The organism is uncultured Fibrobacter sp. (genome assembly GCF_947166265.1).
GTDB lineage: Bacteria > Fibrobacterota > Fibrobacteria > Fibrobacterales > Fibrobacteraceae > Fibrobacter.
In genome coordinates this window covers 61,914-76,523 of the sequence record NZ_CAMVDO010000005.1, presented here as the reverse complement: position 1 = coordinate 76,523, position 14,610 = coordinate 61,914, and the positions used below count along the sequence as shown (strand labels likewise).

14 protein-coding genes are annotated in these 14,610 nt (G+C 42.1%); 12 read left to right on the top strand and 2 right to left on the bottom strand.

Annotated elements, in window-relative coordinates; genetic code table 11:
* Positions 1-26 precede the first annotated feature (26 nt).
* The 11 genes from Q0W37_RS04230 to Q0W37_RS04180 all read left to right on the top strand — a co-directional run bounded on the left by Q0W37_RS04230 (position 27) and on the right by Q0W37_RS04180 (position 11,590).
* Positions 27-995 (top strand): DNA-processing protein DprA, encoded by a 969-nt coding sequence (locus tag Q0W37_RS04230; protein WP_297699089.1) that lies wholly within the window; start codon positions 27-29, stop codon positions 993-995.
* 26 nt (positions 996-1,021) lie between these two features.
* Positions 1,022-1,531: a DUF6680 family protein gene (locus tag Q0W37_RS04225; RefSeq protein WP_297699087.1), complete on the top strand. Its 510-nt coding sequence runs from the start codon at positions 1,022-1,024 to the stop codon at positions 1,529-1,531.
* Entirely contained in the window at positions 1,528-2,046 is a 519-nt protein-coding gene (locus Q0W37_RS04220; RefSeq protein ID WP_297699085.1) for a hypothetical protein, read from the top strand. The genes Q0W37_RS04225 and Q0W37_RS04220 overlap by 4 nt, the downstream gene beginning before the upstream one ends.
* A gap of 6 nt (positions 2,047-2,052) precedes the next feature.
* Positions 2,053-2,295 (top strand): hypothetical protein, encoded by a 243-nt coding sequence (locus Q0W37_RS04215; protein ID WP_297699083.1) that lies wholly within the window; start codon positions 2,053-2,055, stop codon positions 2,293-2,295.
* Positions 2,292-3,425: a restriction endonuclease subunit S gene (locus Q0W37_RS04210; protein WP_297699081.1), complete on the top strand. Its 1,134-nt coding sequence runs from the start codon at positions 2,292-2,294 to the stop codon at positions 3,423-3,425. The genes Q0W37_RS04215 and Q0W37_RS04210 overlap by 4 nt, the downstream gene beginning before the upstream one ends.
* 12 nt (positions 3,426-3,437) lie before the next feature.
* Entirely contained in the window at positions 3,438-5,441 is a 2,004-nt protein-coding gene (locus Q0W37_RS04205) for a DUF4435 domain-containing protein (RefSeq protein ID WP_297699079.1), read from the top strand.
* 39 nt (positions 5,442-5,480) lie between these two features.
* Positions 5,481-6,311, top strand: coding sequence for a Bro-N domain-containing protein (locus Q0W37_RS04200; RefSeq protein WP_297699077.1), 831 nt, complete (start codon positions 5,481-5,483; stop codon positions 6,309-6,311).
* A 406-nt stretch (positions 6,312-6,717) separates the two neighbouring features.
* Positions 6,718-9,813 (top strand): type I restriction endonuclease subunit R, encoded by a 3,096-nt coding sequence (locus tag Q0W37_RS04195; RefSeq protein WP_297699075.1) that lies wholly within the window; start codon positions 6,718-6,720, stop codon positions 9,811-9,813.
* Positions 9,813-10,514 (top strand): M48 family metallopeptidase, encoded by a 702-nt coding sequence (locus tag Q0W37_RS04190; RefSeq protein WP_297699074.1) that lies wholly within the window; start codon positions 9,813-9,815, stop codon positions 10,512-10,514. Before Q0W37_RS04195 ends, Q0W37_RS04190 begins: the two co-directional genes overlap by 1 nt.
* Positions 10,515-10,534: 20 nt before the next feature.
* Positions 10,535-11,086 (top strand): ribonuclease domain-containing protein, encoded by a 552-nt coding sequence (locus Q0W37_RS04185; protein WP_297699072.1) that lies wholly within the window; start codon positions 10,535-10,537, stop codon positions 11,084-11,086.
* A 252-nt stretch (positions 11,087-11,338) separates the two neighbouring features.
* Complete coding sequence (locus Q0W37_RS04180; protein WP_297699070.1) at positions 11,339-11,590, top strand: hypothetical protein; 252 nt, start codon at positions 11,339-11,341, stop codon at positions 11,588-11,590.
* A 90-nt stretch (positions 11,591-11,680) separates the two neighbouring features.
* Here Q0W37_RS04180 and Q0W37_RS04175 read toward each other — a convergent pair whose 3' ends face one another.
* Together Q0W37_RS04175 and Q0W37_RS04170 are read right to left on the bottom strand one after the other, a co-directional pair.
* Positions 11,681-12,256 (bottom strand): hypothetical protein, encoded by a 576-nt coding sequence (locus Q0W37_RS04175; RefSeq protein ID WP_297699068.1) that lies wholly within the window; start codon positions 12,254-12,256, stop codon positions 11,681-11,683.
* A gap of 95 nt (positions 12,257-12,351) precedes the next feature.
* Positions 12,352-12,762, bottom strand: coding sequence for a very short patch repair endonuclease (locus Q0W37_RS04170; protein WP_297699066.1), 411 nt, complete (start codon positions 12,760-12,762; stop codon positions 12,352-12,354).
* A gap of 636 nt (positions 12,763-13,398) precedes the next feature.
* Between Q0W37_RS04170 and Q0W37_RS04165 the strand changes: the two genes are divergently transcribed.
* Entirely contained in the window at positions 13,399-14,574 is a 1,176-nt protein-coding gene (locus tag Q0W37_RS04165; RefSeq protein ID WP_297699064.1) for an iron-containing alcohol dehydrogenase, read from the top strand.
* Positions 14,575-14,610: the final 36 nt, after the last annotated feature.

The following is a 14,610-nucleotide window of genomic DNA, read 5'->3' as shown; positions in this document are numbered from 1 at the left end:
ACAACCTGAACGAATATGCCTACTGGATGGCCCTTGCCCATGCCGCAATCAAGACGGCGGTAAAAAACAATATACTCAGCTGGTGCCATAAGCAAAAAAAGACGGTTGTTGACTTTTTTGCTCTGAACGAATCTGAGTGGAATTCCGAACTCGGTCTTGATATCAAGGATATTGACGCCCTTTCGAGAGCAAAAGAACAGCTGCCCAATAACGCCTTTATGGCAGAAAACCTAATCAATCAGGGGTATTCGCTAATTCCTTCCATGTCGCCAGAATTCCCGCAGACACTTAAGAAGAACCTGAAAATGAACGGTTGCCCTGTATTGCTTTATGCAAAGGGGAACATCGCTCTGTTGAACCAGCCGACAGCAGCCGTTGTCGGTGCCCGCGCAGCCAGTGAAATTTCAATTGACTTCACTCAAAAAATTTCAAAAAAAGTTGCCGAAGAAGGCAAGGTTGTTGTAAGCGGCTTTGCCAAGGGTGTCGATCGCGAAGCATTGGATGCTGCTGTCAAAGCGGAAGGCTCTAGCATAATCGTATTGCCGCAAGGAATATTGACTTTCTCGACAGGTTTCAAGCAATATTACAAGCAAATTGTGGAGGGCAAGGTCTTGGTGGTAAGTGCGTATGCCCCGAAAATGCCTTGGTCCACTTGGTTGGCGATGGATAGAAACACACTGATTTACGGCATGGCCGATGAAATTTATGTCGCTGAATCGAACAATGGTGGCGGCACTTGGTCTGGCGTTATGGAAGGTCTGAAACGCGGTAGGAAGATTTTTATCCGCGAGCCCGGTGCAGACGAAAAAAACGCTAACAAAGCACTTATAGAAAAAGGATGCATCCCCATAAAAATAGAGGACAATATCATTGAGCTGTCCAAGACTGTGCCCGCATTGCAGCATGTTTCTGAAAAGCAAGCGAAGTACAGTGCGAAGAAAAAGAAAAAAGATTCGGAAACGCTAGACTTATTTGGGGGCGGAGATGGGAAATAGACAAATAAAAAATGGAGGTGCAAATAATGGATGAAATGATTCTTGTCATTGTTTCCGCTTTAGTATCTGGCTTGATTGCTACGATTGTTACGCTTTGGTGGCAAAAGAAAACAGAAGCGTATAATCGAAAGATGAAGGCTTTTGAAACGCTGATGATATATAGAATTCCTGGTGTTCTTCATTTTAAGGAAAATGTTCACACATTAAATTCTATTGATGTCGTATTTTATAACGACGAAAATGTAAGAAGGGCTTATAAGGATTTCTTAAATGAAACTGATAAACCTAAAGAGATGAACCCGAATATACAAGACAAACATTTAAGATTGCTAGAAGAGATGGCAAAATCTTTAGGCCTAAAAAAATTGTGTTGGGAAGATATCAAACGCCCATATTTCCCTGTTGGGTATAGCGATATTTTGAAAGATGAAGAAGCGATGCGAAAAACGTCTATTATGAATAATTTAGAATCTGCAAAATTTACTCATGAACTCAATAATCGCCAAACAGTAAAAGATGAGGAGAAGAACAAATGACAGTTAACGAATCCGAAGAATGGGTCGATAAACTTGTTGTTGGTATGGAGTGTTCTCTTGAAAAAGATGGCGTCCCGTCATTAAAAAATCGAGTGTTTTATTATGGCGAATCTACCTGTCAGGAATTAAATTTGACGCAAGAGCAAGTGAATGTAGCGATCAATAAGAGTGTAGCTCTTGGTTTGATTGAAAAATTTGCATTAAATCGTAATAATGGGTATCGCCTAACCGAAGAAGGTCGTGCTCGTGCTAGGTCTTGCATGCTTCGAAAAAACGATGGCGAAACAGGACACTCCATAGTCATCAACGGAAATAATGCGAATGTTCAAGTAGGAAATAATAATGTTCAAAACGTTTCCAATGCATTTAACTACTTGCTTGAACAGATAGATAAGTCAAGTGCGACTGCACAAGAAAAGAGCGATGCCAAAAGTCTTATGAAGAAGTTTATTGAACATCCTCTTGTCAATACTATTTTAGGGACTGCAGGCGGAGCTTTAACTAGTCTGTTGTGAGGCGGTATGGAAGAGAAAAGAACTATTCCATTAAAGTGTATTTTTTGCAAATCGACTAGCTTCGATGTGCCCTATGAAGGATATGAACCGAAACCAGACGAGCAAATCAAATGTGCAAATTGCGGTCAAAGCAACGATTATACTTCTTTACGGTCTTTAGCTCGTAAAGAAGGCGAGAAAATTGCGAAAGAAATTATGGGCGATAAAATCAAAGAGTTTCAAAAGAATGTAAGGAAAATGTTCAAATGAGTTTGCCTAATGGATGGAAAAAAATAAAGTTAGGTGAAATCTGCAATAAGATAGGTAGTGGCTCTACTCCGAAAGGCGGAAGAGAAGTTTATCTTGACGCAGGTATTCCCATTATTAGAAGCCAGAATGTTTTAAACGGTTTTCTTGATTTAAATGATGTAGCCTTTATTTCAGATGAACAGCATAGTAAAATGAAAGGGACATGGGTTCATCCAAACGACATTTTATTGAATATTACAGGTGCATCTATTGGTCGTTCTTGTGTTGTCCCTGCAACAGTGAAAACGGCAAATGTGAATCAGCATGTTTGCATAATAAGGTTGAAAGAATGCGCTGACGCTTGTTATGTATGTAATCTTATTTTGTCAAAAGATGTTCAAAAACAAATAGAATTATTATCAGTTGGCGGCGGAAGACAAGGCTTGAATTTCCAGCAAATAGCATCATTTAGTTTCCTTTTGCCCCCGCTAGAAGAGCAGAAGAAGATTGCGGCGACGCTTTCGGTCTGGGACTCCGCCATTGAAAAAATGGAAAAATTCATCGATGCGAAGGAAAATGAGCTTAACATCGTTTTAAGACAGAACTTACTTGGAAAAGGGATTGCGTTAAAATGGAAAGAAATCCCTTTGACAGAAATATTAAAGAGCGTAACGCCGCCATCTAAAATCCATCAAGATTCTTATTTGAATAGTGGTAAATATCCAATAGTTGACCAATCTAAGGATTTAATTGCAGGGTGGACAAATGATGAATCTAGCGTGCTGAAAATAAACAGCCCTTTAATAATTTTTGGAGACCACACTTGTGCGTTGAAAATAGTGCATATGCCGTTTGCGCAAGGTGCGGACGGAATAAAAATATTATCTGCGAAAGATGGTTATGATCCCACTTATATATATTATGCAATAAAAGCGAATCCTGTTATTCCGGAAGGGTATAAAAGACATTTCTCTGCGTTAATGCTAAAAAGCATTCTTTGTCCTAGTCTTGAAGAGCAAAAGAAATATGCAGTCTATTTTAAATCGCTTGATGAAGAAATTTCTCTTCTCAAACAGCAACTCGAAAACTACAAAAAGCAGAAACAAGGCTTAATGCAAAAACTCCTCACCGGTCAATGGCGAGTGAAATAAGGAGGGAATGTTATGGCGAATGAAGGCTTAATTAGACAAATAAAAGATTATGCGAGAGAGCAAAAGGGGTATCGCGATACAATAGATAGTTGGCTCAATGTTATTTTTGTGCCAAATAAAAACACAATCATCGAATGGATAAAAAGAATCCGACCGGATTTTCAAAATTGCGACGAAGAATTGGAAAATCTAATTCGTCGACTGCAAAATATATGTAACTCTTATGATAGCATAAAATTTTATGTATCTCAGATTGACAATTCTTGCGATTGGTCTAAGAGTTATTTGGATTTATTATTTTACACAATAAAATTATATTCGTTATCTTCATTAGTCATCAATTTCTATGATGCTGATCTTTTTCGCAAAGCCTTGGATGTTGAAATTTTCCAGCATGATTTTGTGAATATGACCCTTCGATTGAGAGACGAAAGTTTAAGGTATGAAAATAATGATTTAGAAAAAGCCTTTGATCATCTGAAAAATTTTACGCTTTTTAAGTCCCTAAAAAACAATGTTGTCATTGTTGGTGCGAATGGTTCGGGGAAAAGTTCCTTTTCTCGAAGAACACGTGAAATTCTTGGAGGGAATGTTGTTGTTATCGCTTCGCAAAAAGTATTTTCTTTTAAACCTGTTGAAACAATGTCTTTGGGCAATAAATATCGCCAAGAGCTATGGAATTATCAAGCACAAGACAAATTATATAAGGGTGAACCACATAATAATCAAATTGGAGAGGATTTAATTACTGTTGTTCGAGCCCTTTTTGAAGAAAAGAATGAATTGGCAAATGACTATTATGAAGGCAAAGTTGATTTTCGAAAGGAATCAACACTTGAAAAGGTGATCAAACTTTGGGATGAAATACTTGTTCATCGCAAATTAGAAGCGATAAAAGGTGATATTCGGGTTGTGACAGCCGAAGGCTCCAAATATCCATTTATGTTTTTAAGTGATGGAGAAAAAGCTGTCTTTTATTACATAGCTCATATTCTATTGGCAAAAGAAAACAGTTATATCATTGTTGATGAACCGGAAAATCATTTGCACTTGGCTTTGGTGACGAAATTGTGGGATGTGCTGGAACATGCAAGACCTGATTGCCAGTTTATTTATCTAACGCATAATCTTGAGTTTGCCGTTTCACGTAACAATGTTAAAAAAATATGGATGAAAAAATTCATTGCCCCCGATAGATGGGAAATGGAACCGCTTCCAACAAATAAAGATTTGCCTGAAATTTTATATATGGGGCTTCTCGGAAGCCGTAAACCAATTCTCTTTTGTGAAGGAACGAAGGCTAGTTTAGATTATAAACTGTATACAAGGCTTTTCCCGAATTACACAGTAATTCCTGTTGAGGGGCATCTTCAGGTTATAAATTATACAAGAGCGTTCAATAATTCTTATGAAGTACATGGCAATAGGGCTATAGGCATTATTGATGGTGATTTCCATAAGCAAGATCAGAAGAATGCATGGAAAGAAATCTCCATATACTCTTTAGATGTCCAGGAAATTGAAAATGTTCTATGCGATGAAGATGTGCTGAATCGAGCTGTTGAATATTTCCATGCGGATCAAGATGCTCTTGAAAAGGCTAAAGAAAAATTATTTGTAGAATTGCAAAGGCATATAGATTGCCAATGTGCTGAATACACTGTGCAAATGATAAATAACCGTTTCAAAGAAAACATGTTGAAAAATTCTAAAGATTTAGCAACTTTAAAGAATAGCGTAAAAGACTTGGCTGATAAAATGCTTGAAAATGTAGATGCTTTTGTCGAAGAAAGAAAAACATGTTTGCGACAGATTGTAGAGACTAAAGACTTTGCGGAGGGCGTAAAAAGATTCAACAATAAAGGCTTAGTGGCAATTCTTACGACTGATATTGAGAAAGACTATAGAAATCGAGTGTTTAAAATGCTGGATGAAAATCCTGATTTGTTGGAAATTCTTAGAAGTAAGTATTTTGCAGGTGTTCCACAGAGTTTGGAGCTTTTTGTGGCAAAATAATGTCTAAGGTCACAAATTGTGACCATAAAGAGGTGCGATATGAACAATAAAGATATACAGCAGATAAAACTCTTTGAATCAAGCCAAATACGAACAATTTGGGATGAACAAATTGAAGAATACTTCTTTGTTGTTGTTGATGTAGTAGCCACATTAACAGAAAGTTCCAATCCGACTGACTACATCAAGAAAATGCGTAAACGTGATGAAGAACTGGGTAAAGGGTGGGGACAAATTGTCACCCCCCTTTCTGTGCCAACGGCTGGAGGAATTCAAAAGCTTAATTGTGCTGATACAAAAGGTATATTAAGGATTATTCAGTCTATTCCGTCTCCTAAGGCAGAACCATTCAAACAGTGGCTTGCTCAAATCGGAAAAGAGCGAATTGATCAAATGCAAGATCCCGAGCTTTCAATAAAGCAGGCTTTGGCGGACTATAAACGCTTGGGGTATTCAGACAATTGGATTAATCAGCGGTTAAAATCCATAGAAATTAGAAAAGATTTGACCGACGAATGGAAACGTGGTGGTGTGTCTCAAAATTTTCAGTATGCCACTTTGACCGATATCATTTATAAAACATGGGCAAATAAAACAGCAAAAGAATATCGCAAATTTAAGGGCCTAAAAAAAGAAAATTTGCGAGACAATATGACTAACAAAGAACTTGTTATAAATATGTTGGCCGAACTGTCCACTACAGAAATATCTAAAAGTAGAAATCCCGAAAATATGGACGAACATAAACGAATCGCAAAGGAAGGTGGGCAAATTGCAAAAAACGCAAGGGTTCAGCTTGAAAAGAAAACAGGAAAAAAGGTTGTAACATCTCTAAATGCTAAAAACGGTATTATCAAGATAAAAGGTTGATTTTATGTCGAAGTCCCGAAAGATAACCCCAATTTCCATTCGCAGTTCGGCTGCGGAGTATTCAGTTATTAAGAAATACTTAATAACTGCCAGCGATGGGAAATTGCCAGAAAATTCAACTATCCGGAATTTCCGGATAGTTCAAACCGAGTGCTCGCGGCAACTATTAAGAAAAACTTAATAGTTGAAAATACGTTTGCGATTTAAAATAAAAAAGGATAGAGCTGATATGGATGAAAAAGAATTGCGAAAAATTATACGTCAGGGCAAAAAAAATGAGACCGGTTTGACATACTGTTTTTTTTAGGATCACAAAGGTGATAAAAATGGCGAATTATTTGGCGGATAAAATGGCAGATTATTTTGGCACATTAAATGGCACATTAGGTTAAAAGGAACGAGGTTTATGAGTTTTACAAATCAATCGGACTTAATGCTCGAAGATAATGCGAGCAAGTACCCCGCCATCGAAGTGCTGGCGAAACTTGGCTATACCTACATTTCGCCCGAAGATGCTGCCCAGGAGCGTGGCACGCAATACAATGTATTGCTCAAGGATATCCTCCGCAAGCAGCTCCAGAAAATAAACCAGTTTGAATACAACAGTATTGTTTACAAGTTCTCCGCCGAAAATATCGAAAGGGCTATCGCAGAACTCGATGTGCCATTGACCGAGGGCCTGGTAAAAACGAGCGAACGCATTTACGATGCGCTGATGCTCGGCAAGAGTTATCAGGAAAAATTGGTGGATGGGACAACGAAAAGTTTCAACCTGAATTATATTGACTGGGACAATTTCGAAAACAACGTTTTCCATGTGACGGAGGAATTCTCTTGCGACAGTTGGGACAAACAGAAAAATGCCCGCCCCGATATTGTTGTGTTCGTGAACGGAATTCCTTTTGCCGTTATCGAGTGCAAGGCTCCCGATATTTCTGAAGAAAAGGGTGTTGAGCAGAATATCCGCAACCAAAAAGCGGAGTATATTCCGCAGCTGTTCAAATACGTGCAGATGGTTGTCGCGACAAACAAGAATGCGGTCAAGTACGCGACTGTGGGCACTGGGAAAAAATTCTGGAATATATGGCGTGAGCAGGACACGGAATGGCAAACGAACCTAGTCGATCAGATTGTTGCGGGGCGTGTCCCGACGGAACAAGACAAGACGTTGATTTCGCTGTTCGAAAAAGAACGCTTGCGCAAGTTCGCGAAGTATTTTGTCATTTACGATGCCAACGTAAAGAAGATTTGCCGATACCAGCAGTTCTTTGCGGTAGAGGCGATTATGAAGACCATTGCCGAAAATGACCCGGCAGGCAACCGTCAGAGTGGCGTCATCTGGCATACGCAAGGCTCGGGCAAGTCGCTTACCATGGTGATGGTTTCCAAATATATTCTTGAAGAACTGAGTTCGGTAAGTCCCAAAGTGATTGTCGTGACCGACCGTAAGGAACTTGACAAGCAGATTGCAAAGACGTTTGCGCACACGCGCCTGACGCCGGCCCGTGCTACAAGTGGCAAGAACCTTTGCGACTTGATTAACGAGGGCAAGGCTGATGTTATCACTTCGATTATCAACAAGTTCAATACGGTAGATAATCAGGGTGTCAAGAACAATTCCAGGGATATTTTTGTCCTTGTCGATGAAAGCCACCGTTCGAACTACGGTTCGCTCGCGACCAAGATGCGAACGGTATTCCCGAACGCCTGCTACATCGGCTTTACCGGCACGCCACTTCTGAAAAACGAAAAGAACACCTTGCATAAGTTCGGCAAGCTGATTCACAAATACACGATTAAGGATGGTGTAGAAGACAAGGCGATTGTACCGCTGATTTATGAAGGCCGCTTTGTGGACCAGATAGTCGATGAAGAAAATATCGATTTGTGGTTCAAGATGGTGACGAAAAAGCTGAACAAATCGCAGATTGCAGAACTGAAAGCAAAATGGAGCAGCATCCAGAAACTTACATCTAGCGATTCGCGTATTCGGCGTGTGGCAATAGATATTTACCAGCATTTTATGGACGGTTTCAAGGAATCGGGATTCAAGGCGATGCTGGCGTGTAATTTCAAACGCGATGCCGTGCGCTACAAGCAAATTTTCGATACCCTTTGCGACATCAGGACTGAGGTGGTGATTTCGGCCCCGGATATGCGCGAAGGTCATGATGATGTTGACGAAAGTTCCGATGACCTTGTCGTAAGCTTCTGGAACAAGATGATGAAGCAGTATGACGATGCCGACGACTACGAAGATACGCTGAAAAGCCAGTTCTACGATGGCGAAATTGACATCTTGATTGTCTGCAGCAAGTTGCTTACGGGTTATGACGCCCCGAGAACGCAGGTCCTTTACATAGACAAGGAACTTAAGGATCATGGGCTGCTACAGGCGATTGCACGCACAAACCGCCTTTACGAAGGCAAGGATTTCGGCCTCATTGTAGATTATCGAGGCCTAATTAGCAAGTTGGACGCCGCCATGGAAGTGTATAGCGGTGCCGGACTTGAAAATTACGATTCGGCAGACATCAAGGGTGTCGTTGTCGATGTCATGGCTTGCGTGGCACGCCTCCGCGAAACATACTCGCAGTTGTGGGATATTTTTGCATCTGTCAAGAACAGGAAAGATACGGAAGAGATTGAAATCTTTTTGGCGGATACAGAAGTCCGTGCCAAATTTTACGATGCACTCTGCGCATTTGGCCGCGCTTTTACGATGGTGATGAACTCCGTGAAGGCTTTTGCCGCGTTCGAACGCAGAGAAATCGAAATGTTCCGAGATACCTTCGTATTTTTCTCGAAGATTCGCCGCAGCGTGAAAATCCGCTATGCCGATGCGCTCGATAATTCGGAATACGAACCGCAAATGCGAAACCTGCTAGATACTTATATGTCCGTGAAGGATGTACAGCAGATTTACGAACCGATAGATATCATGAACATCGGCGATTTTGACAAGGTTGTTGAAAAATTGCCGTCGGACAGGTCTAAGGCCGATGCGATTGTATCGCACCTTACAAAACGCATAAAGCTGAACCGTGATGAAGACCCTGCCTTTTACGATAGCTTCTCCAAGAGAATCAACGCAGTCTTGGAAGAATTCAAGAATCGAATTCTTTCGGAAAAGGAATACCTCAAGCAGATGTTTGAAGTGCTGGGAGATTTCCGAAGAGGCGACACCAAACAGAAATTCCCCGAAAAGATTGCCGGAGATTTGGATGCGCAGGCATTTTATGGCGTTACCATGCCCGTACTTTCTGAAAAATACAATATGGATTCTGAAACCATCGCGACTATTTCGCAGAAGATAACGCAGATAGTGCGGACGCACGATACCGTTGACTGGAAGACGAATATCGACATCCACAACCGTATTCGCCAGGATATCGACGACCTGTTCTATGAACTAGAAAACGACAAGGGTGTTGCAGTTGATTTTGACGACATCGACAAAATCACGGAAAGCGTGCTGAATGTCGCCATGAGGAGATTCTGATGCTCCGTACCGTTGAGGCCGATGGCATCGCGATAAGTTATACGCTTGAGCGAAAGCCTGTCAAGAATATTAATCTGCGTATCCGTGCCGACCAAAGCGTGTATGTGTCGGCACCCAAAGATGTGGCAGCGAAGATGGTTGACGCATTCGTTGTGGAAAAATCGGCGTACATATTGCGTGCACTCAAAAAGTTCAAGGACAAAAACCGTGAAGCTGATTCAGAGAACAACTTTGTTAATGGCGAAACGGTCAAGTTCTTGGGCCGCAACTTGCGTCTCAAAATAAAGAATGCATCGCGCAGTAAAGTAGAATCAGACGAAAGTTATGTAACTTTATATGTTAAAGACGTGCAAGATGCCGATTTAAAAAAGCGTGTGCTCGAAACATGGCTCCGCAAAAAATGTAAAGACGAAATAACGGCAATTTGCAAGAAGGTTTATCCACAAGTAAAAAAATATGGCGTCGCGTTCCCAGAAATCCAGCTTCGCGAAATGGTTTCTCGCTGGGGTTCCTGTTCCCCGAAAAAGGGATTCATGACATTCAATACGGCACTAATCGCCATGCCAGTGTCGTGCATCGAATACGTGGTCACGCACGAATTTACGCATTTCCTTTACCCAAATCATTCCAAAAAGTTCTACCAGCAACTGGCGACATTCATGCCTGACTGGGAAGAACGGAAAAAACGGCTGGAAGGGTGAGGATATTTTATATTTACGCTATGAAAAAACTTAAGAATATTCCTTGTTTTTTTGTTTTCTTGTACTCCGCATTCCTCGTTGCGTGTTCTACACCGACGGTTTCTAGCGATGATTCCGATGAAATTGAATGGATATCTTCCGATAGCGAAAAAACGACTTCTTCCTCTAGCGTTGCAACAAAATCGATTTACGAAGCGGTGGAAGAATCCGGTTTGTATACCACGAAGGATTCTGTGGCCGCATACCTCTGCAAGTTTGATAAATTGCCGAGCAACTATGTCGGCAAAAATGAGGGGCAGTCCTTGTACGAATCTAAAACAGGGAACACTTTCTCGAAGTGGAATTTTAATCCGTGGACAACAATCGGTGTGATGATTGGCGGCGATACGTTCAACAACTATGCGAATAATCCAGACAATTACCACTCCACGTTGCCCGAAGGAGATTATCGCGAAGCGGATGTTGATTATTCTGCGAAGAATCGTGGTACGAAACGCCTAGTTTATCAATCAGATTGCGTTATCTATTATACAGCAGACCATTACGAAACTTTTAGTAGGTTGGATTTTTAACATATTCGTTTTGTGTTTTTTTTACATAATAGCTTATATCGTTGTTATGCAATTTGAAAACTGCGTTTTCTGTGAAATTTTGCGGACTTGGAAAAATAATCTGCTGTAAAAACCTCCGAGCAAGCTCGTTTTAGGCCTTTTTTTGCGCATAGTGAATGGGCTTGACTTTTTGAGTATGTCAGAATTAGATTAAGAATGTTCAGCAAGTTGTTGGACATTTGCAAAATGAATCGAAATGGAGGTTGTTAAAGTATGGTTTCTAATTGTGAAAAAGAATTGATCGGTAGAAAGATGTCGCTGGGCGAATTCCTGAAAGAAAGGATGGCTGATATGGATATGAGTGTACGCGATATGGCTATGCGAATGGGCTGTTCTACTAGAAAAATTCGCGGAATATTAGATGGGAAGATTTCTGTTTCGGTAGACCTTGCGATTGATTTGGATTATGTGATTGGCGTTCATGCTATCAAATCGCTAGAAATACAAAGAGACTATGAACTTTGAGTGTTCGAAAATAAAAAAGTTTGTGAATCCCAAAATGAGTTCACAAACTCTTAAAGTACAGAAAAATCTAGCTGGTTTAGTATTTCTTCGCTAGTGCTCTTTAGTTTCCTTGCGGATTTCTTGTAAAATACGGTTGTTCCATTCGGTATCGTTGGGGCGCTGATAGCGGTCATTGCCCTTCGTATCTTTGGTGAAGGTCGTAATGCCATTCTCGTCAATACTCACGCGTCCGTTGTCCGAAAACTGGAACAGCGAATCCCCCTGTACGGCGTTCAGCACCGCCATGACATCCCACATCTTCTGCCCCGTATGGCATTCGTTGTTCATGTAAATTTGCTTGATGGGGTGCGTGTCCGTCCACGAGATGTCTTCGATAACTTGTTCTGGGACGTACTCAATGCCATCGCCGACCTCGTCAGGGGAGAATACGCGGGGGACTTCGACAGGCCAAAGTTTGAAGAAGTCAAGACTAAAATCGATTGCCTGCGTAAAGTTGTAGTCCGGTTCCACGGCATCCCCGAATACACCGCCCATCACATAGAGGGTCTTGACCTTCGCTTTCACGAGTTCCACGCCCGAAAGGTTGGAATAGTCATCGGCTTTTGAATTCAGCAGGTTTGCAAGTGTCGTCACGAAACCGGTAGAAGAACCGATATCTGTATCCAATATGATTGTGGGTATGTATTTTCCTTCTTTTCGCATTGATGTCGCACGTAATTTCCAGTGTCAAAATTGGAGCGAGTGGGCGTGTGAATACAAATTTAAATTTCGATTGTTTCATCGTCGCTTGTGATGAACATTTTTAGCCGCTCCAATGTGTGTTCAAAATCGTTCTTGATGGAACATTCCCACACGGTGGCGACTCTATATCCTTGCAATGAAAGTTTCCAGCTTGTTTTGATGTCGCGAACAGTGTTGTTTGTGAATTTGTTGTCCCAAAAATCTGGGTTGCTTTTCGGACGGCTTGTTAACTTGCAACCATGCTGGTGCCAAAAACATCCGTTCACGAAAATGGCCACTCCGTACTTGAGAACGAAAAGATCTGGTGAACCTGGTAAATCGTGACGATGGAGTTTGTAACGAAAGCCTGCATGAAATAGCGCCCTACGTACCAAAATTTCTGGCTTCGTATCTTCGGAATGGACCGATTGCATCATCTGCGAGCGGTTCATGGGAACGTGTTTTTTTCGACGGCGTTTCATTTTGATTTATGGCGTTTTCTACAAATATAGCTTGTGAAATGGTTTTGATAAAGACTTCGGTTTATCCCGTCCAAGTTGAACTTGGGCATCTGGGTTGTTTTTGGCAGGTGTATTTGAGGCTTAAACAAATAAAAATCCTGCTTTTTTGCTACCAAATAAAGATTTTGAAGAAAAAAATTTATTTTGTGTCCTAAGGTTGTTAAAAAAAGGGAAAACTCATGAGAAATACTTTTAGGATGTTACTTTCTGCCGCGATGTTCGGCGGAGTGGTTTCGTACGCTCGACTTCTTCCAGACGCACTATTATCCGTATTGGCAAGGTAACGATGTTAGTCCGTTTGTGAACACGGCTGCACAATCGGAGAGGAAGGTGGTGACGATGCCCAGATTGAATACCAGAAAACGTGGGACTTGGGGTGTCTATTTGCTGAAAGTCTCTGGAAATGATCTGCGTTTCTCGCAGAAAATGATCATCAAGTAATATCCCTGAATCCCGAGAGAAATCTTCGTTGTCCTGTTTTCTCTTGTGAACAAATTTCAAGATAAAATTCTGCTTTCGGGCAGGATTTTTGTGTATTTTTAGAGAAAACATAAAAAAGGATGGAACATGGATAATTTCAACTTCTACAGCCCCACGGAATTCGTATTCGGCAAGGACCGCGAAAATGAATGCGGTGAACTCGTTAAAAAGTATGGCGGCACCAAGGTGCTGATTCATTACGGTGGGGGCTCTGCGGTACGTTCGGGCTTGATTGACCGCGTGAAGGCATCGCTTGATGCCACTGGAATTGCCCATGTAGAACTCGGTGGCGTGAAACCGAATCCGCGCGATACGCTCATCTACAAGGGCATCGAAATGGTGCGCGCCAATGGGGTAGACTTTATCTTGGCCGTCGGTGGCGGCTCTACGATTGATAGCTCCAAGGGCATTGCCGTGGGTAGCCTTTACGATGGCGACTTCTGGGATTTTTATGCGAAAAAGTTGCCGGTCACGAAGGCGCTCCCGATTGGCGTGGTGCAGACGATTGCCGCTGCGGGCTCCGAAGGCAGTGGCGCTTCTGTGGTGACCAAGGAAGAGGGAATGCTCAAGCGCGATATCGGTTCTGACGTGATTCGCCCGAAGTTTGCGGTGCAGAATCCGGCGCTCCTTTGCACGTTGCCGGCTTACCAGACGGCTTGCGGCATTACCGACATTATTGCCCACATTTTCGAACGCTATTTCACGAATACGCTCGAAGTCGAAACCACAGACCGTCTTTGTGAAGGCCTGCTCTTGGCCATGCTCAAGGAAGGTCCGCGCGCCATTGCCGACCCGACCAATTATCAGGTTCGCGCCAACATCATGTGGGCGGGGACGGTTGCCCACAATGATATTGTGGGCTGCGGGCGCAGTCAGGATTGGAATAGCCACGCCATTGAACATGAACTCTCGGGACTTTATGACTGCGCCCATGGCGCGGGGCTTGCGGTGATTATGCCTGCGTGGATGGAATACGTTGTAGATCATAACGTGATGCGTTTTGCGCAGATGGCGACGCGCGTATTCGGCTGCCAGATGAATTTCGAGAATCCGAAGGCGACCGCCCTCGAAGGCATCAAGGCGTTCCGTAAGTTCCTGCATTCTATCGGTATGCCGATTAACTTTGCTGAACTCGGCGCGAAAGAAGAAGATATCCCGAAGCTGGTTGAAAAGCTGAATCCGGGTGACGGCTGGGGCTTTGTTCCGCTCAAGGCGAAGGATGTGACCGCGATTTACACCATCGCGGCCCACGCAACGGTGTAAGAAATGTGTAGTGTGAAGTTCGACCCTAACCACTAA

Coding starts and splice junctions, on each gene's coding strand:
- Q0W37_RS04170 (WP_297699066.1), bottom strand. CDS start 12,762: ATGAACCGCTCGCAGATGATGCAATCGGTCCATTCCGAAGATACGAAG.
- Q0W37_RS04190 (WP_297699074.1), top strand. CDS start 9,813: ATGCTCCGTACCGTTGAGGCCGATGGCATCGCGATAAGTTATACGCTT.
- Q0W37_RS04195 (WP_297699075.1), top strand. CDS start 6,718: ATGAGTTTTACAAATCAATCGGACTTAATGCTCGAAGATAATGCGAGC.
- Q0W37_RS04200 (WP_297699077.1), top strand. CDS start 5,481: ATGAACAATAAAGATATACAGCAGATAAAACTCTTTGAATCAAGCCAA.
- Q0W37_RS04230 (WP_297699089.1), top strand. CDS start 27: ATGGCCCTTGCCCATGCCGCAATCAAGACGGCGGTAAAAAACAATATA.
- Q0W37_RS04210 (WP_297699081.1), top strand. CDS start 2,292: ATGAGTTTGCCTAATGGATGGAAAAAAATAAAGTTAGGTGAAATCTGC.
- Q0W37_RS04215 (WP_297699083.1), top strand. CDS start 2,053: ATGGAAGAGAAAAGAACTATTCCATTAAAGTGTATTTTTTGCAAATCG.
- Q0W37_RS04205 (WP_297699079.1), top strand. CDS start 3,438: ATGGCGAATGAAGGCTTAATTAGACAAATAAAAGATTATGCGAGAGAG.
- Q0W37_RS04185 (WP_297699072.1), top strand. CDS start 10,535: ATGAAAAAACTTAAGAATATTCCTTGTTTTTTTGTTTTCTTGTACTCC.
- Q0W37_RS04225 (WP_297699087.1), top strand. CDS start 1,022: ATGGATGAAATGATTCTTGTCATTGTTTCCGCTTTAGTATCTGGCTTG.
- Q0W37_RS04165 (WP_297699064.1), top strand. CDS start 13,399: ATGGATAATTTCAACTTCTACAGCCCCACGGAATTCGTATTCGGCAAG.
- Q0W37_RS04180 (WP_297699070.1), top strand. CDS start 11,339: ATGGTTTCTAATTGTGAAAAAGAATTGATCGGTAGAAAGATGTCGCTG.
- Q0W37_RS04220 (WP_297699085.1), top strand. CDS start 1,528: ATGACAGTTAACGAATCCGAAGAATGGGTCGATAAACTTGTTGTTGGT.